General features: G+C 49.5%; 14 protein-coding genes, 1 pseudogene and 1 riboswitch. Of the genes and pseudogenes, 7 read left to right on the forward strand and 8 right to left on the reverse strand.

Going from position 1 to position 15,104, the window contains the following annotated elements; all coding sequences use genetic code 11:
- Positions 1–7 precede the first annotated feature (7 nt).
- From HC231_RS00605 to HC231_RS00615, 3 genes are read right to left on the reverse strand one after another with little or no spacing between them, the layout of a single operon-like run.
- On the reverse strand, positions 8–679 hold the full coding sequence (locus tag HC231_RS00605; protein ID WP_208229269.1) for an amino acid ABC transporter permease: 672 nt from the start codon (positions 677–679) through the stop codon (positions 8–10).
- Positions 679–1,338: an amino acid ABC transporter permease gene (locus HC231_RS00610; protein WP_208229270.1), complete on the reverse strand. Its 660-nt coding sequence runs from the start codon at positions 1,336–1,338 to the stop codon at positions 679–681. The genes HC231_RS00605 and HC231_RS00610 overlap by 1 nt, the downstream gene beginning before the upstream one ends.
- Before the next feature lie 32 nt (positions 1,339–1,370).
- Entirely contained in the window at positions 1,371–2,207 is an 837-nt protein-coding gene (locus tag HC231_RS00615; protein WP_208229271.1) for a transporter substrate-binding domain-containing protein, read from the reverse strand.
- A 258-nt stretch (positions 2,208–2,465) separates the two neighbouring features.
- Here HC231_RS00615 and HC231_RS00620 point away from each other — a divergent pair, with 258 nt between their 5' ends.
- Both HC231_RS00620 and HC231_RS00625 read left to right on the forward strand, forming a co-directional pair.
- Complete coding sequence (locus tag HC231_RS00620) at positions 2,466–3,395, forward strand: LysR substrate-binding domain-containing protein (protein ID WP_208229272.1); 930 nt, start codon at positions 2,466–2,468, stop codon at positions 3,393–3,395.
- A 111-nt stretch (positions 3,396–3,506) separates the two neighbouring features.
- A riboswitch (FMN riboswitch) is annotated at positions 3,507–3,658 on the forward strand.
- Between the two features lie 69 nt (positions 3,659–3,727).
- The gene (locus HC231_RS00625) at positions 3,728–4,456 is read left to right on the forward strand and encodes a class I SAM-dependent methyltransferase (protein ID WP_208229273.1); all 729 of its coding nucleotides are present in this window, start codon (positions 3,728–3,730) and stop codon (positions 4,454–4,456) included.
- 113 nt (positions 4,457–4,569) lie between these two features.
- On the opposite strand, the gene HC231_RS00630 is transcribed toward HC231_RS00625, so the two are convergent.
- Entirely contained in the window at positions 4,570–5,439 is an 870-nt protein-coding gene (locus HC231_RS00630; RefSeq protein WP_208229274.1) for a LysR family transcriptional regulator, read from the reverse strand.
- Between the two features lie 109 nt (positions 5,440–5,548).
- Between HC231_RS00630 and HC231_RS00635 the strand changes: the two genes are divergently transcribed.
- Positions 5,549–6,907, forward strand: coding sequence for an MFS transporter (locus HC231_RS00635; RefSeq protein ID WP_208229275.1), 1,359 nt, complete (start codon positions 5,549–5,551; stop codon positions 6,905–6,907).
- A gap of 91 nt (positions 6,908–6,998) precedes the next feature.
- Here HC231_RS00635 and HC231_RS00640 read toward each other — a convergent pair whose 3' ends face one another.
- On the reverse strand, positions 6,999–7,733 hold the full coding sequence (locus HC231_RS00640; protein WP_208229276.1) for a GntR family transcriptional regulator: 735 nt from the start codon (positions 7,731–7,733) through the stop codon (positions 6,999–7,001).
- Positions 7,734–7,978: 245 nt separating this feature from the next.
- Here HC231_RS00640 and HC231_RS00645 point away from each other — a divergent pair, with 245 nt between their 5' ends.
- The 4 genes from HC231_RS00645 (at position 7,979) to HC231_RS00660 (ending at position 12,375) form a co-directional block, all read left to right on the forward strand.
- On the forward strand, positions 7,979–9,331 hold the full coding sequence (locus HC231_RS00645; RefSeq protein ID WP_208229277.1) for a class-II fumarase/aspartase family protein: 1,353 nt from the start codon (positions 7,979–7,981) through the stop codon (positions 9,329–9,331).
- Between the two features lie 40 nt (positions 9,332–9,371).
- Positions 9,372–10,793, forward strand: coding sequence for a DASS family sodium-coupled anion symporter (locus HC231_RS00650; protein WP_208229278.1), 1,422 nt, complete (start codon positions 9,372–9,374; stop codon positions 10,791–10,793).
- A gap of 516 nt (positions 10,794–11,309) precedes the next feature.
- On the forward strand, positions 11,310–11,849 hold the full coding sequence (locus tag HC231_RS00655; protein WP_208229279.1) for a DUF2058 domain-containing protein: 540 nt from the start codon (positions 11,310–11,312) through the stop codon (positions 11,847–11,849).
- A gap of 61 nt (positions 11,850–11,910) precedes the next feature.
- The gene (locus HC231_RS00660) at positions 11,911–12,375 is read left to right on the forward strand and encodes a hypothetical protein (RefSeq protein WP_208229280.1); all 465 of its coding nucleotides are present in this window, start codon (positions 11,911–11,913) and stop codon (positions 12,373–12,375) included.
- A gap of 312 nt (positions 12,376–12,687) precedes the next feature.
- Here the strand turns inward: HC231_RS00660 and HC231_RS00665 are convergent, their stop codons facing one another.
- From HC231_RS00665 to HC231_RS00675, 3 genes and pseudogenes are all read right to left on the reverse strand, one after another.
- Positions 12,688–13,374 carry a hypothetical protein gene (locus tag HC231_RS00665; RefSeq protein ID WP_208229281.1) on the reverse strand — a complete coding sequence of 229 codons (687 nt, stop codon included), beginning with the start codon at positions 13,372–13,374 and terminating at the stop codon, positions 12,688–12,690.
- A 423-nt stretch (positions 13,375–13,797) separates the two neighbouring features.
- Positions 13,798–14,223 carry a putative T6SS immunity periplasmic lipoprotein gene (locus tag HC231_RS00670; protein WP_208229282.1) on the reverse strand — a complete coding sequence of 142 codons (426 nt, stop codon included), beginning with the start codon at positions 14,221–14,223 and terminating at the stop codon, positions 13,798–13,800.
- Between the two features lie 358 nt (positions 14,224–14,581).
- Positions 14,582–14,952 (reverse strand): annotated as a pseudogene (locus tag HC231_RS00675) (transposase); the annotation flags it as partial.
- Positions 14,953–15,104 lie beyond the last annotated feature (152 nt).

Consider the following 15,104-nt stretch of genomic DNA (forward strand, 5'->3'; position numbering starts at 1 on the left):
CCAATGATTACTGATATTTTTTGCCGACTCTTTTCTCGTATAAACGACCAGCCTGGGTGAATAAGGAACAAATAACAAAATAGGTCGCCAGTATTCCGGCATAAACAAAAAACGAGGGATTATTGCCAGACATTAGCGTCGTCTGCTCGATATAGTTTTTCCCATTGAGAAATAGCTCATCCACGCCGACGAGCGCCCCCAGCGATGAGGCCTGAATAAGCAGCGTAATTTGCCCAAGATAGGCGGGAATGATGGCCCGCAGCGCCTGCGGCCAGATAATCAACAGATAAACTTTCCAGGGCGAAAGCCCCAGGGAGGCGGCGCTTTCACGCTGGCCTTTGGATACCGAGGCAATGCCGCCGCGCACGATTTCAATCCCGTTGGCGCTGGCCCAAAGGGTGAGTCCGACAGAGACGGACAGGAATGGCGGCAGGGTCAATCCCAATAACGGCAGGGTAAAATAGATGAAGAACACAATCACGACCAGCGGAATGGAACGAAAACACTCTACATAACAGCGAATGATAAAACGCAGCCAGGCCGACTCAATCGTTGAGAGCGAGCCGAACACTACGGATATCAGAGTGGTGGCGACCAGCGTGACGATAGAAATTTTAAAGGTGCCTAATAAGCCATAGCCAAATAATGCGAGCTCGGTGAGGAAAGTATAGGTATTCATTATCTGGCTCCCTTATTTAGACGCATTTCCAGACGCCGGCCAATAAATACCAGAATCAAAACCAGGGCGATGTAGATCACCGCGATGGCGGCGAACATCTCGAAGGCTTTAAAATCAAGAGAAATACGGTCCACCGCAACATAAGTCAGCTCGGCGAAGCCGATGGTTTGCAGATAAGACGAGTTTTTCAGCATGGATATCGCCGTATTCAATACCGCCGGCAGGCACGACTTTAAGGCAATGGGTAAGGCGATGTAGATAAAATAGTGTAATCTACCCAAATCTAACGCGATGGCGGCCTCTTTTATTCCATGATGAACCGTTAATAATCCGCCGCGAAAGTTTTCTACCTGATAAGCGCCGGCCCATAGCGAGAGGCATATTATTCCTGACCAGAATGATGATAACTGTATACCAATGCTTGGTAATCCATAATAGATAAAAAACAGTTGAGCCAGGATGGGCGTATTTCTGATAATTTCAATATACCATTTAAATATCCCGCTGATGATGGGAATATTTAATGTTCTGCATATTGCCCCCAGCATGCCGATAAATAATGAACAGAATAAGGAGATAACGGTAACGATAAACGTCATTCCCAGTCCGTTTATCAACATTGGAATATGCTGATAAATATAGATGAAATCAAAACCCATTCGGTGTCACCTGATTTATCAATACGAACGTTTTATTTTCCGTCAGGACGGGGATTCTGAAACATATTGATGTAATATCCGGTTATCTCTTGAGGGACCGATTTATTAATCCACTGCCTGAATAAATCATCGCTGCGCATTTTATCGATTGATGCATCGATAAAGGCTTTCCATTGCGGCTCATTCTTACGTAGTCCGATGCCGGTATTGGAATATTGATAGGCATCGTCAAGCATATAAACGGACGTGTCTTTGGTGGTCAGCATCTTTAATGTCGCGCCGTCATGGGCATAGGCGTCCGCCCGGCCCTGCTTTAGCGCCTGCAAAGAATCACTGGAACTATTGAGCCGTAACGTCTTGACGGTCGGCATATTTTCTTCGAACCACTGAGCCTGAACGGAGCCTTTCGGCGTGGCGACGGTATGTCCCGCCAGGTCGGCCACCTTTTTAAGCGGGCTTCCCTGCTTGACCAGCACGCCGCTCTCGCCCCAGCGGTAGGGCTTGGAAAAATCAATGACGCGCTCGCGTTCCGGGGTGATGCCCAGCGTCGCTATTAGTAAATCAACTCGGCCGGCGGCCAGTTGGGATACCCGGTTTTCCGCGGTCACGCAGGTTAAATCCAGCTTGGCGGCATCGCCGAACGCCCATTGCGCTATTTGCCGCGCCATATCGACCTCGACGCCCGCCGGGGAACGCGTTGCATCGATGAAGCCATAGGGCGGCTGGTCGCAGCGGACGCCGGCTTTTAACGCCCCTTTGGCTATGATGGACGGCGGAGCGGGGGGCAGTTCCGCCGAAAACGCCGGCAAGGAGGATAGGGCGATAGCCGTGAACAGGACGCAACGACTTGTCTTCAGGGGCAAATTCATACATTGACTCCTTACACCAAAGATGACTGACAGAGGCGGCGCCGCATCGATGGCGCGCGGCGGCCAAAACCGGATCCTGTGATGAAATTGAGTCTAAAAGGTTTGAATCCGCAAAGATAATTCCGATGTATGACCGCCCTATGCGTTTTTGATATACAGTGGCTTGGGCGTAAGACGGGAAGAAAAAAACGTTGGCGTTATAAAAACGGACGGGACTGCTCTTATATCAGGGACGGGCTCTGTTTTTATGAGGTAATAATGATTAATTTCAAACAAATAGAAGCCTTCCGCGCCGTTATGCTTTCGGGTTCGATGACCAAAGCGGCGAAACAGCTCCATACCTCGCAGCCGAATGTCAGCCGTATTATCGGTCAGTTGGAGCGTCGTATCGGTATCCGCTTGTTTGAACGGGTAAACGGCCGGCTGATACCCACGCAGGAGGGGAGCGGTTTTTTCAACGATGTGGAGTATGCCTTTTCGGCCTTACGCAGTCTGGAGGATTCGGCGGCGTCCATTCGTAATTATCTCACCGGCAGACTACGGATCGTCGCGGTTCCTTCGCTGGCGGCGATCCTGGTGCCGACGGCGATAGCCGATTTCACCCAGCGGTATCCCAATGTTTCCGTATCTCTGCACGTTAGCGACTCGCTGACCGTCTGCCAGTCGGTGGCTAATGGCAACTTTGATATCGGCATCGCTTCTGAAACCTATGACAATGTCGGCTCTGATTGCGTGGTGCTCTGCCAGTCCGAAGGGGTATGCATCTTACCGAAGAATCATCGGCTGGCACTGCGCAATACCTCGATTACCCCCGACGATTTGAATGGTGAGCGGTTTCTGTCTATGGCGCGGGGCGATAGCATGCGCCGGCGGATCGATCTTCTGTTTAATCAGGGCAAGGAAGACCGGCGCAAACTCATCTATGAAACGCATTACGCCACCGCCCGTAACAATATGGTCGGGCTGGGCATGGGGGTGAGTATCGTTGATCCATTGACCTTACACGACGTCGGCGGCAGCGACATTAAGGTGCTTCCTTTTGAGCCGACCATCCATTTTCAGACCTTCCTGGTGTTTTCGCAAAACCATCCGAATACCGTACTGGCAAAACAGTTCTCCAGCTATCTGACCTGCTGCATCGAAAAGAAATTGGAAAAGCACAAAGGTCAGGTGCGGCATCTTGCTTAGAGCGGAGCATTATTCATTCGCGTGGTAAATGCGGCGCGGCCCTTCAAAGGGACGCTTATTAAGCGTGTTTGTTGTAAATCATGAAAAATATTACTGAATCCTCTATTTTATAGCGGTCTTCAGGGCAGGGTGGAATTCCCTACCGGCGGTAATCAGAGAACTGTACTGAGAGCCCGCGAGCGCTTCAGATTGATTTCTGGAGGTCAGCAGATCTGGTGAAACTCCAGGGCCGACGGTGATAGTCCGGATGAAAGAAGATCGGCCAAAGATATTTGGCCGGCAGTTTGTGCCCTGAAACGCCGACAATAATTTTTATTTGAGGAGCGTTTCATATGAATAAGCCGCAAAATATTTATGATGATCCGGTGTTTTTTGCAAAATATAAGGATCTGCGCAGAAACGATACCGGCCTTAACGGCGATCTGGAAATTCCCGCGCTACGCGGGTTATTGCCCGATCTTAACGGGGCTAGCGTATTGGACCTGGGCTGCGGTTTTGGCGACTTTTCCCGCTATGCGAGGGAAAAAGGCGCGCAAGACGTTACTGGCGTTGAAATTTCCGGCAAAATGCTAGAAGAAGCCAATAGATTGACTAATGATGACCGTATTAATTATATCAATGCGGCCATAGAAGATTTTAAGTTTGAAAACGATCGCTATCACCTTGTCGCGTCATCGCTGGCGTTGCACTATATCAATGATTTTAATCGGATTTGCCGCAACGTTTTTTCCTGTTTAAAAAAAGGGGGATATTTTGTTTTCAGCGTTGAGCATCCTATGTGTACCGCCTGGCCCGTTGGTTGGTTAGGGAGCGATGAAAATTTATTTTGGCCCGTGCGTGATTACCATGACGAGTCAGTAAGGCACACTAAATGGTTTGTTGATGACGTGGTTAAATACCATCGGACTACGCAGACATACATCTCTGATTTAATTGGCTGTGGTTTTAACATATGCGCGCTTAAAGAGCCGCAGCCTCTGCCCGATGCGGTGAAAAAACGGCCGGAACTGGCGGTCCATAATATGAGGCCGCCATTTTTAATTATTAGCGCCAGAAAATAGCAATCTCTTTTATTTCTGCTCCAGCCCGACGGCGGAATATCGATGTTAAAAACGAGGTGACGTTTTGGGCTGGAGATTAGCGTGATGTAATAAATAGACTAAATCACGCTTATTTATTTTGTTTCAAAGGATGCCGTTATCGCCGCGATGGCCGCCTGAACGCGGCCCGCGGACCAGACATCCGGATTGACCACCAGCCAGATATCGGCGGATTCGCTGCGCGCGGGCATGACGTTTACCAGTTCAGGACAGCATCTTCGCATGATTTCCCTGGCCATCATGCCGATACCCTGGCCTTGGCGAAGGGCTTCGATGTACATCCACTGCGAGGGGGTTTCCAGCACGATACGTCCGTTGGTCAGGGGTTCGCCGCACAGCATTTGCCAGTATTGCGGCACCGCCTGCTGCGGAAACATCACCAGATCGTGACCGGAAAACGCATTGCCGGATATTGGCCGGCCTCGCCGGGAGACATACTCCTCGGATGCATACAGGCCAAGCTGAAAAGTCGCCAGACGGCGGATGATTAGGTTGCTATCCGTGGGACGCGCGCTGCGTACCGCCAGATCGGCCGCGCCGCGCCGGATATCCACCACGCCGGGGGAAGTGGAGAGCGTTACCGTAATATTGGGACTGGTTTGTTTGAGTTCACGCAGCGCCGGCAGCAAAAAACAGCGGGCCAGCGAGTCGGTGGAGGCGATATGTACTTTGCCCGCTAGAGACGCATTCATCCCCATGCTTTTTCGTTCAATGGTTGCCGCCGCCGCTTCCATTTGTTCGATATCGGGCAGTAGCTGTTTTCCGCTATCGGTCAGCCGGTATCCTTCCGGTGAACGGTTGAATAGCGGGGCGTTCAGCTCCTGTTCCAGCGAACGCAGCCGGCGGGCCACGGTGGCCTGATCGACGCCCAGACCGGCGGCGGCGGCGCGTAAACTGCCGGTGCGGGCGACCGCTAGTAAATAACGGGCATTATCCCAGTTCATGATCCCCTCTGTATTTTTGCCGCAGGTAAGCCTATTTCCGCTGCGTTTTAAACGCTCTCTTCCCTTTTTACACTCTTCGCTATGTTCCGCCAATCAATAGGGAAAAATCATGTCGCGGCTATGCTTGGCTACGAACAAATCGCGCCGGATTCATATCCTGCTGACGCTGTGCGTCGGGATGTTTATGGCGATCCTGGATGTTAATGTGATTAATATCGCCACGCTTAATATTCAGTCTGAGTTTCATTCATCGATTTCCGCGCTGACCTGGGCGGTGGACGCCTATAACCTGACGCTTTCCGGGCTGATGCTTTCGGCGGGTACTCTGGCCGATCGCTATGGCGCCCGGCGTATGTGGCTGCTGGGTTTGATGGTGTTTACCGGCGCGTCGGCCGGTTGCGGCATCAGCGGGTCAATGCCGCAATTAATTGTGCTGCGCCTGATTCAGGGGGTGGGCGCAGCGTTATTTATTCCGGCTTCATTCTCATTACTGTCGGCTATCTGGCCGGATAGTCTGTCGCGGCAGCGGGCGATCGGCCTGTTTGGCGGCATGGTGTCGGTTGCGGCGGCGGCGGGGCCGGTACTCGGCGGCGTTCTGGTCAGCTATTTCAGCTGGCGCAGTATCTTTCTGATTAATCTACCGATTGGCTTATACGGCGTACTGACCGGTTACCGTCTGCTGCCTTGTCCGCCGGGGAACCCGGGAAAAGGGCTGGATATGGCGGGACAGATTTTGGCGATCGTCACGCTAGGATGTATCAGCTATGTGCTGATACAGCTTCCGGCGCAGGGATGGTCGCATAGCCTGTTACCGCTTATTACGCTGGTTTCACTGATATGCGCAGCGGGATTTATCGTGGCGGAGCGGCGCGCCGTTTCCCCCATGCTGCCGCTACCCCTTTTTCGCCGCCGCGCGTTTAACCTCGCCAACCTCACCGGGTTTTCGATTAACGTCTGCTATTTCGGCAGCCTCTATGCCCTGAGCCTTATTCTGCAACAGCACCTGCGCTATACGCCTTTGCAGACCGGCCTCGCGTTGTTGCCGCTGGCGGTTTGCCTGATGATCGGCAATTTATCCGCTGGCCGGTTGATGTCGCGTTGGGGGGTAAAGAAACAGATGATCGCGGGGCTGCTGCTGAGTGGCATGGGCTATGCAGGGATGCTGGGGTTAGACGAACAGATAACGTTTTTTGTGGTGATGGCGATGGCGCTGCTTGCCGGCGGCGTGGCGTTTGTGGTGCCGCCAATGACGGCCACGGTCCTGTCTGGTGCGACGCCGGATACCGCCGGCACCGCATCGGCGGTCCATACCGCATTTCGTCAGATAGGGTCTTTAATGGGCATCGCTCTGGCCGGCCTGATATTTTCCCTGGCGGCCTCGCCGTTGACGCTGCTGATGGCGATATCGGCGCTGATCCACGTTCTGCTGGCGCTGGCGATTGCCTTTAGGCTGAGAGTCGATGGTTAAGCGGCGTTACTTGCGGCGGATTGAACGATCGCCATACTCCCGGAATAATCCGCCCTGTATATCGGAATGGAGTATGGCGTTCAGCGGTTTTTTAGCTATTACTCTGACGTTTGAGCACGATAGAGCAGGTGTAACGGTCCGCGGGATGGATGGATACCGTGGTTTCAAACGTTTCACCGTTGCGATCGATATAGCGCCGCACGATTTTCAAGGCCGGCGAGCCGTTTTCAACGCCAAGCGCTCTGGCTATCCTGGCGGGAATATTGACGGCCGAAATGGTCTGCCTGACCTCCTCGCTCTGCACGCCGTAGTGCGTTTCGATTAAATCGCTGATTAACGCAAACGGATCGCTTCTCACCAGTTGGCGAATCTTGCTGTATCTCGGACTCGCATAGCTGTCGGTCCAGCATATCGGCTCATCTTTTTTCTCGCTATCTTCACGGATACTGGCGATATGCAGCCAGCGCGATCCGGGCGCCCCGCCGATAACCTGGGAAAGCTCATAATCCGCGACGATTTCGTCGATCTTTTTAACTACCCGCAGATTGTTTTTAGCCAGGAAAAATAGATCTTCAAGACATGCCAGCGGGTGATTAAGCCCCTTGTTTGCCGTTCTATCGGCCACCATGGTGCCGATGCCTTTCCGCCGCAGAATCAAGCCCTGCTCGGTTAAGTCGCGCAATGCTTCGCGTACCGTATGGCGGCTAACCTGATACTGCTCGCACAATTCCAATTCGGACGGCAGAAGCGAGCCGGCCGGAAACTGGCCGGACGCGATGTTTTGCACCAGTTCACGTGAAATACGTTTATACAAAGACTCTTTCATAGGTAACGGCTTCGATAAATATTAATGATCCCCATCACAAAGGAATACAAAAAACCTTCCTTTTAAATGTCCGTACATTCTATCTTGTATGTACAATTTAAATGTCCGTACATTTGAATTTGTTCGGCCATTTAACCAGGCTGTGCATGTCTCATCATCATTTGGCATTCAGCAGATTGTAGCCGCGTTCTGGAATAAGGCATGCCGCATTTTATCACCCTTCATGATTTATCAAGGATTCTTTTATGGCCTCGAATGTACTTGATTCAATTTTATTTCGTGATTCTTTCGGCACACCGGAAATGCGCGCTATTTTTGACGACCACGAACTGATCCGCAAATACGTGGAAGTGGAAATCGCACTGGCCAAAGCTCAGGCGCGCTGCGGCGTTATCCCCGACGCTGCGGCCCAGGAAATCGCCGCCAAATGCGACGCCGACGCGCTTGATTTCGATCTGCTGCGTCACGAAACGGAAATCGTCGGTTATCCCATACTCCCGTTGGTTCATCAAATCTCTAAGCAGGCGGGTGAATCCGGTGGTTATGTCCATTGGGGCGCGACCACCCAAGACATCATGGATACCGCCGTGGTGCTGCAAATCCGCGACGCTTTTGAACTCATCAAGGCGGATATTAAAACGCTGCGCGGCACGTTAGCCGATCTGGCGCGGCGTTACCGGAATACGCCGATGGCGGGCCGCACCCATTTGCAGCAGGCATTGCCCGTGACATTCGGCTACAAGGCCGCGATCTGGCTCGATATGTTTGATCGTCATGAAGAGCGCCTGCAGCAAGCCAGCCCGCGTATTCTGGTCGGTGAATTCGCCGGAGCCGCCGGCACGCTGGCCTCCTTGGGCGATAAGGGGCTGGAAGTGCAAAAAGCCATGATGGAAGAACTCGGCCTGGGCGTACCGGTTTCAACCTGGCACGTTGCGCGCGACGGATTTGCCGAAGCGGTCAACTTATTGGCGTTAATCACCGGTTCTCTGGGCAAGATTGGGTATGACGTTATGCTGATGGCTTCCAACGAGTTTGGGGAGCTCTATGAGCCTTTCGTCAAAGGACGCGGCGCCAGCAGCACCATGCCGCAAAAGCGTAATCCTATTTCCAGCGAATTGATGCTGGCCTGCGCCAAAGGCGTGCGCCAACAGGCGGGCTTGATGCTGGATGCCATGGTGCAGGATTTGGAGCGCGCAACCGGCCCCTGGCATGCGGAATGGATCGCCATCCCTGAAAGTTTCGTGCTGACGGCCGGCGCGCTGCATCAGGCCAAGTTTATGTTGAGCGGACTGATCGTGGATGAAGAAGCGATGGCCAGAAACCTTGATATGACCAAGGGACTGATTGTCGCGGAAGCCGTGATGATGGGGCTGGCGCCTTATATCGGCCGTCAGGATGCGCACGATATCGTTTATGACGCTTGCCGCATTGTGAATGAGAAAGGCGGCCGCCTTGCCGATGTGCTGAATGCGATGCCCAGTGTTTCCAGCCGTCTTGATCCTGAATTAATTGAACAACTGACGAACCCGGCCAATTACCTCGGCATGGCGCCGGTCATGGTCGATCAGGTATTAAAAAGTTCGGCCAGCCGGAATTAATTCACGGCAATTAAATTACCTAACGATTGAGGAGATGATTATGTCATCTGGATCATCTACGGGGAAAAAGGTCATTGCCGCGATTATTCCTATCGCCATCGGCGGAATAATTTGGCTGTGTCCTATCCCGGAAGGTCTTACGCCTCAGGCATGGCATATGTTTGCTATTTTTGCCGCGACTATCGCGGCAATTCTGACACAGCCATTACCCTCCGGCGCGGTTATGTTAATTGCGCTTTGCGTGACGATTTTTACCAATACGCTAACGGAAGCGAAAGCATTATCCGGTTTTTCCAGCGGAACCGTGTGGTTGATATTTTGCGCCTATGTCCTTTCTCTTGGTTTCGTGACTTCCGGTTTGGGGAACCGAATCGCGTATAAGATGCTGTCGTTATTTGGCGGCAGTAGTCTTGGTATCGCCTATTCATTAGGCGTATCCGATTTGGTTATGGCGCCCGCCATGCCTTCGGTAACGGCGCGATCCGGCGGGATCATTTTTCCGATTGCGCGTTCGATTAATGGTGTTCTGGGATCCGCTCCGGGCGAAACCGGGAAGAAGATCGGTGATTTTCTTACCATGGTCTGCTTTCAGTTTACGCCGATCACCGGCGCCATCTTTCTGACGGGAATGGCGGCAAATCCGCTGGTCAGCAGTCTGGCAAAAAACGCTTTGGACGTGGAAATCACCTGGGGCGGCTGGTTTGTTGCTGCTGTCGTTCCCGCTATGGTTTGCTTCTGTCTGATGCCCCTGTTGTTGTATAAAATTCTCAATCCAGAGTTAAAGCATACTCCCGAAGCAAAAGAAATGGGCCGCCGTTCGCTGGAAGCGTTGGGGCCCATGACGCTGGTGGAGAAAAAAGTCGCATTCGGCTTTGTTCTCGCGTTGATTGGATGGGGAACCAGCCTGATAACCGGGTTATCCGCCACATCGGTTGGTCTGGGGCTTGCGGCCTATCTATTCGCGGTTCGCGCCGTTGACTGGAGAGCGTTGCTTAACGATCATGCCGCCTGGGATACCGTCATCTGGTTTAGCGTGATTATCAGTCTGGCCGGCGGCCTATCCGATCTGGGCTTTATTAAATGGATGGCCGCGATATTAGGCAACTCTGTTCATGGCTTCGGCGCGATACAAACGTTTGTGTTATTGGGGGTTTTGTATATTTATGTGCACTACCTTTTTGCCACCGCCTCCGGACATGTCGCGGCGCTGTATGTTCCTTTTGCCGCGACGGCAATCGCCGCAGGCGCTCCGCCGATGATGGTCGCCATCTGCTTCGGTATTTTTAGCAACCTGATGTGGAGTACGACGGAATACGGCGGAGGTCCGGGGCCGATTTATTTTGCTCAGGGATATTTTGAACGCGCGCGTTTCTATAAAATTAATTTTTTAATTGTCACCGTCAACGTCCTACTGATTTTCACCGTCGGCTTGGTATGGTGGAAATTACTCGGTTATTACTAAGCCGGACAATAAGGCCGTATTCCTTGTTTAAATTAATAAGCGAATATGGCCTTTTCTTATTTGGTGGATTTGGCGAGTACAGAGTGAATCCGAGTAGCAAAAAATATACCTTGAAAATAGGGCGTTGCGGCAACCAGTTGGCGCGTTGAATATAAAATAAAAGTATTAAAAATCAGTTTGTTGTTTTTTTATGTGATCCGTGAAGGTTTACTACCCGTATGAGCAGGCGATTGATACCGCGCGCAGTTTTCTAGCGGGCTTATAGAGCCGTTATCTGGCTTCATGGGTTAAGGAATGTAGCTGGCGGTCTGGCTCCAATTCGTCCTGATAGTCGGTTCAGCGCCAGGAGCCGGATTATTCACTGAGCGTTGTGTCTAACCCTGAGAGCAGGCCACGCCGGCCTCTGATAAACCCCGCCAAACTCAAGCCACACGGCGATCAGGTTCTGCGGCCTGGTACAGCCTCAAAAATTACAGGTATAATCCCACAAATTATTCAACTGGTTTAGAAACGAAGATGACAAAACTCACCTTACAAGAGCAGATGCTAAAAGCTGGATTAGTGACCAGCAAAAAAGTGGCCAAGGTCCAAAGAACGGCTAAAAAATCACGCGTTCAGGCCCGTGAGGCAAGAGCGGCCGTGGAAGAAAATAAAAAAGCACAAATTGAGCGTGATAAACAGCTAAACGAACAACAGAAACAAGCTGCTTTATCTAAAGAGTATAAAGCTCAGGTGAAGCAGCTCATTGAAATGAACAGAATCGACATATCAAAAGGCGATATTGGTTTTAACTTCACAGATAATAATCTAATAAAAAAAATAGTTGTGGATAAGCCTACTCAGGCTCAACTGATTAGTGGTCGTCTCGCTATCGCCCGTTTGGTTGTTGGTAATAGCGGCGAGAGTGAATACGTGATTATCCCTGCGAGCGTAGCCGATAAAATTGCGCAGCGCGATGCGAGCAGTATTGTATTAAATAGTGCGCTTAGCCAGGAAGAGCAAGATGAAGACGATCCGTATGCCGATTTTAAAGTGCCCGATGATTTGATGTGGTAATTAACGTTTTACAGATGCTTATGTATGAAAAGTCCCTCAGGGCTTTTCAACGCGCGGATGCATGATGAACAAAGTCGAAGCAATAAAAATGGCATTTGCGCGATTGATCGGAGCCCGACTGGCGGGCTACGCTACTGCCGAAGTGCTTTATGATGAATGGGAACCATGGAATGATTTGCCCATCAGATTGATGTTTGACAATGGCGGGATGGTCGCTGTTGCCTGGTCAGAATTCGATACGTTATGGCTGGCGAACGATTCCTCGTTACCCTTTGATATATACGATAGTCATATTCGCTGGACTGAAAATGGCCTAACTGAACTTAACCCGCTGCTCGGTGGCGCCATGCTATCGGTTTCTTTAGGGCAAAGCATTTTTACGATGGGAGATAAAGATATCCCTCTTGATACGCGTCTTTTAATTAACACCGATCGGGGCGTGCTGGATATCTTTAATGCGCTTGACGAAAATGGCTATGCATTTTTGCCCTCTCTTCCTGAAAAAACCAGATTATGCATGCCGTGATCTATCAATAAGCATCAATAACAAATCCGACATTTACCTTCCTTCAGTCAGACTATACGACAGGGTTTTGTTAACACAATGCATCGGCTCTTGAGTGGGTGATTGCTTTGCCGCCAACACGGTTTGTGAGTTTTCAGCTGAAAGGCATAACGGTCTGGCGATTTAATATTTTTCCCCAAAAAGATAAATTGGTTTTCCACTATAACAACAGGAACCCAATAAACTTTAGGTGCAGTAACGGCCTACCATAAGGTCTGAATCTACATAGCCGGCAAGCTTGATGCCGCTGCACCTTGAACTATAACGCGCATATCATTGTGGGAATTGCTTATTACACCATAAGCAAAATGGATCATTTGTATTTTCATCGCCTATTTGTGGCGTTTCTTTTATGATGCTGCCGGCATCATGAAGTCTTTTAATGCCAAATGAATTATCCAACCATTCAACAAACTCATGATTTATCTTTATTTCTTCTTCATCGTCTATTTCTTCAGGGGACAATGAGAAATCAAAAACATCGCCTAATTGACCATATCCGATTGAAAGCAAAGAAAGAAATTCTTTTGCACTATTTGCAATAATACAACAAAGCATTGAGCCAGAACCAGAACCCATGTGAACAAATTTGAGTTCATTATTATCATTCACCCAAAATGCGAGAAGCGACCCATCGTAACCACTGTCTGCGAATACAACGAGCCTGGATGATATTTCATTTGTTACTTCAGGAAGATTAAACCAATGTTTAAGCGCCCGCTGACCATTGGTGCTAAACGTTATATCTGGATTAAACTCGTAATCAGCGCTAATTCTGCCATAATGATAAATGTCAGGGTTGCCAAAAGTACCATTAGGCGTATTAATAAGGCCATCTGTCGCTTCAATAAGACCGTGTTTTTCGATCCATTGATAAAGCAGTTCTATTTCTTTCGGGATTTGTATATTTCCCTGTAAATGTTGAAATTCATTTTGCAACTCTTTTAACAATTTGTTCATAAAAATATTCCGTTAACTTAAGCCTGCGAGTTTGAGTATCTTCAAGTTACCGTTTATTCGTCAACCTAATTTCCCCGCTATCAGCGTATTTGCCGGGTTCTCTGGTTTTCAGCAGAGTTTGAAGGTTGTTAACCATTAATGCGCACATCACTTTAAAAGTGAGGTAACGCTGGTGCGGTAAGGTGTTACGTCCGTCGTGGGGAGTGCATGGTTATAATTCGGGCTTTTTGGTTCCAACTCGCCCTGATAGTCAGGTCAGTGCCAGCGGGCGTTTCTAACCTAATGCTGTATTAATCTATGGGGAGCCGGTCAGAAGGTCAATAAACTCGCGACATAGAACCAGTGTATTATGAATCGTATGTATAGAAATATTTGAAACTGTTCTAGATAAACTAACCCGCACATAGGAGTGCGGGTATTTTTTTATTTATGAACCGTTTGAATAATATTGAAGCTGTCGCCTTTTAGTACGACCTGGAAGGTTGAGACATATGCTTTTCGTGTGGATTTTTTATCCTCCCCATCTGCCCTTATATTCACTTCGATCTGAGTGAGATACTTCTGGCCCATTTTAAACTTAAATTCACTAGGCAGAATGCAAAAAAGACCAGATTTTGGTTGCTTATCAGAGGGGAAAATGACCTGTTCTAAGGGGTTTTCAATATTGTAAGTGATTGCTGATACCACAGTCTCATTGCTTTGTATTGGTAAGGAAAGACATACATCGCTATTTCTCATGTGAGCAGGAATTAATGTTTCTTTAGTATATCGATGCTCCAGGTTGTCACCCAGTGTGCAACCACTCAGAAGGATGATTAATGAGATTACGGATTTATTTAAAATGGTCATTTGAATGGAAACCCTTCAAGAACTTTTTGATAATTTGCATTAAGACTGGTTGTCTATAGGCTCCACATAGGAAACTTCACGATCTTTACCTCTTCTTGCCAACTAAACCTTAAGCCCGAATTTACGCAGTAAAAAGTAATCAGCTATGATCTGTGCTTGTTGTTCTAATCTATAGTCAAGTAGTTTTTTATTGTTCTCAAACGAATATTCGTAGCTAATAAAGCCACTGACAAGACCTCTCATTCTGACTCATACACCCCTTTGATACTGCCAGACTGTAATGGCTGCCCTGATCGCTGTGGAACATCACCCCGGCTGGTTTGCCGCGAACTTCCCACGCCATTTCCAGCGCTTTGATGGTCAGCCTGCTGTCCGGCTTATCAGGACGGCATTCCCAGTATTTATAGCTGCTGCGGTGAACCCCAAATACGTGGCAGAGTGTAGCCACGGGATAACGCGCCCTGAGCTTTCCGATTAACGAGAACTGTTCAGGGAGTCTGACATCAAGAGCGCGGTAGCCTTTTTTAATATTTCATTTTCCATTTCAATACGTTGTAGTTTTTTCTTCAACTCACGAATTTCAATTTGTTCCGGGGTAATGCGAGAGGCTTTCGGTGTTTTTCCCTGTCGTTCGTCCCGTAATTGTCTAACCCATCGGGTCATTGTTGAAAGGCCAATATCCGTGGCTTTTGCTGCTTCAGCAACGGTGTAGTTCTGATCGACAAGCAACTGAGCCGCTTCACGTTTGAACTCTGCACTAAAATTTCTTTTTTTTCATTGGGTGCACCTGTGTTGTTCTGAGGTGAGCATATCACCTCTGTTCAGGTGGACAAATTCAGTGTGCCGCTACAGCCTGACACTGACGCAATGCGAACGAAGCT

Origin of the sequence: Brenneria izadpanahii (assembly GCF_017569925.1) — a bacterium.
In the GTDB taxonomy this organism is placed as follows: Bacteria; Pseudomonadota; Gammaproteobacteria; order Enterobacterales; family Enterobacteriaceae; genus Brenneria; species Brenneria izadpanahii.

What these genes read in the sequence shown, in the direction of transcription:
- HC231_RS00605 (WP_208229269.1), bottom strand. Translation starts at nt 679, where the DNA reads ATGAATACCTATACTTTCCTCACCGAGCTCGCATTATTTGGCTATGGC.
- HC231_RS00610 (WP_208229270.1), bottom strand. Translation starts at nt 1,338, where the DNA reads ATGGGTTTTGATTTCATCTATATTTATCAGCATATTCCAATGTTGATA.
- HC231_RS00615 (WP_208229271.1), bottom strand. Translation starts at nt 2,207, where the DNA reads ATGAATTTGCCCCTGAAGACAAGTCGTTGCGTCCTGTTCACGGCTATC.
- HC231_RS00620 (WP_208229272.1), top strand. Translation starts at nt 2,466, where the DNA reads ATGATTAATTTCAAACAAATAGAAGCCTTCCGCGCCGTTATGCTTTCG.
- HC231_RS00625 (WP_208229273.1), top strand. Translation starts at nt 3,728, where the DNA reads ATGAATAAGCCGCAAAATATTTATGATGATCCGGTGTTTTTTGCAAAA.
- HC231_RS00630 (WP_208229274.1), bottom strand. Translation starts at nt 5,439, where the DNA reads ATGAACTGGGATAATGCCCGTTATTTACTAGCGGTCGCCCGCACCGGC.
- HC231_RS00635 (WP_208229275.1), top strand. Translation starts at nt 5,549, where the DNA reads ATGTCGCGGCTATGCTTGGCTACGAACAAATCGCGCCGGATTCATATC.
- HC231_RS00640 (WP_208229276.1), bottom strand. Translation starts at nt 7,733, where the DNA reads ATGAAAGAGTCTTTGTATAAACGTATTTCACGTGAACTGGTGCAAAAC.
- HC231_RS00645 (WP_208229277.1), top strand. Translation starts at nt 7,979, where the DNA reads ATGGCCTCGAATGTACTTGATTCAATTTTATTTCGTGATTCTTTCGGC.
- HC231_RS00650 (WP_208229278.1), top strand. Translation starts at nt 9,372, where the DNA reads ATGTCATCTGGATCATCTACGGGGAAAAAGGTCATTGCCGCGATTATT.
- HC231_RS00655 (WP_208229279.1), top strand. Translation starts at nt 11,310, where the DNA reads ATGACAAAACTCACCTTACAAGAGCAGATGCTAAAAGCTGGATTAGTG.
- HC231_RS00660 (WP_208229280.1), top strand. Translation starts at nt 11,911, where the DNA reads ATGATGAACAAAGTCGAAGCAATAAAAATGGCATTTGCGCGATTGATC.
- HC231_RS00665 (WP_208229281.1), bottom strand. Translation starts at nt 13,374, where the DNA reads ATGAACAAATTGTTAAAAGAGTTGCAAAATGAATTTCAACATTTACAG.
- HC231_RS00670 (WP_208229282.1), bottom strand. Translation starts at nt 14,223, where the DNA reads ATGACCATTTTAAATAAATCCGTAATCTCATTAATCATCCTTCTGAGT.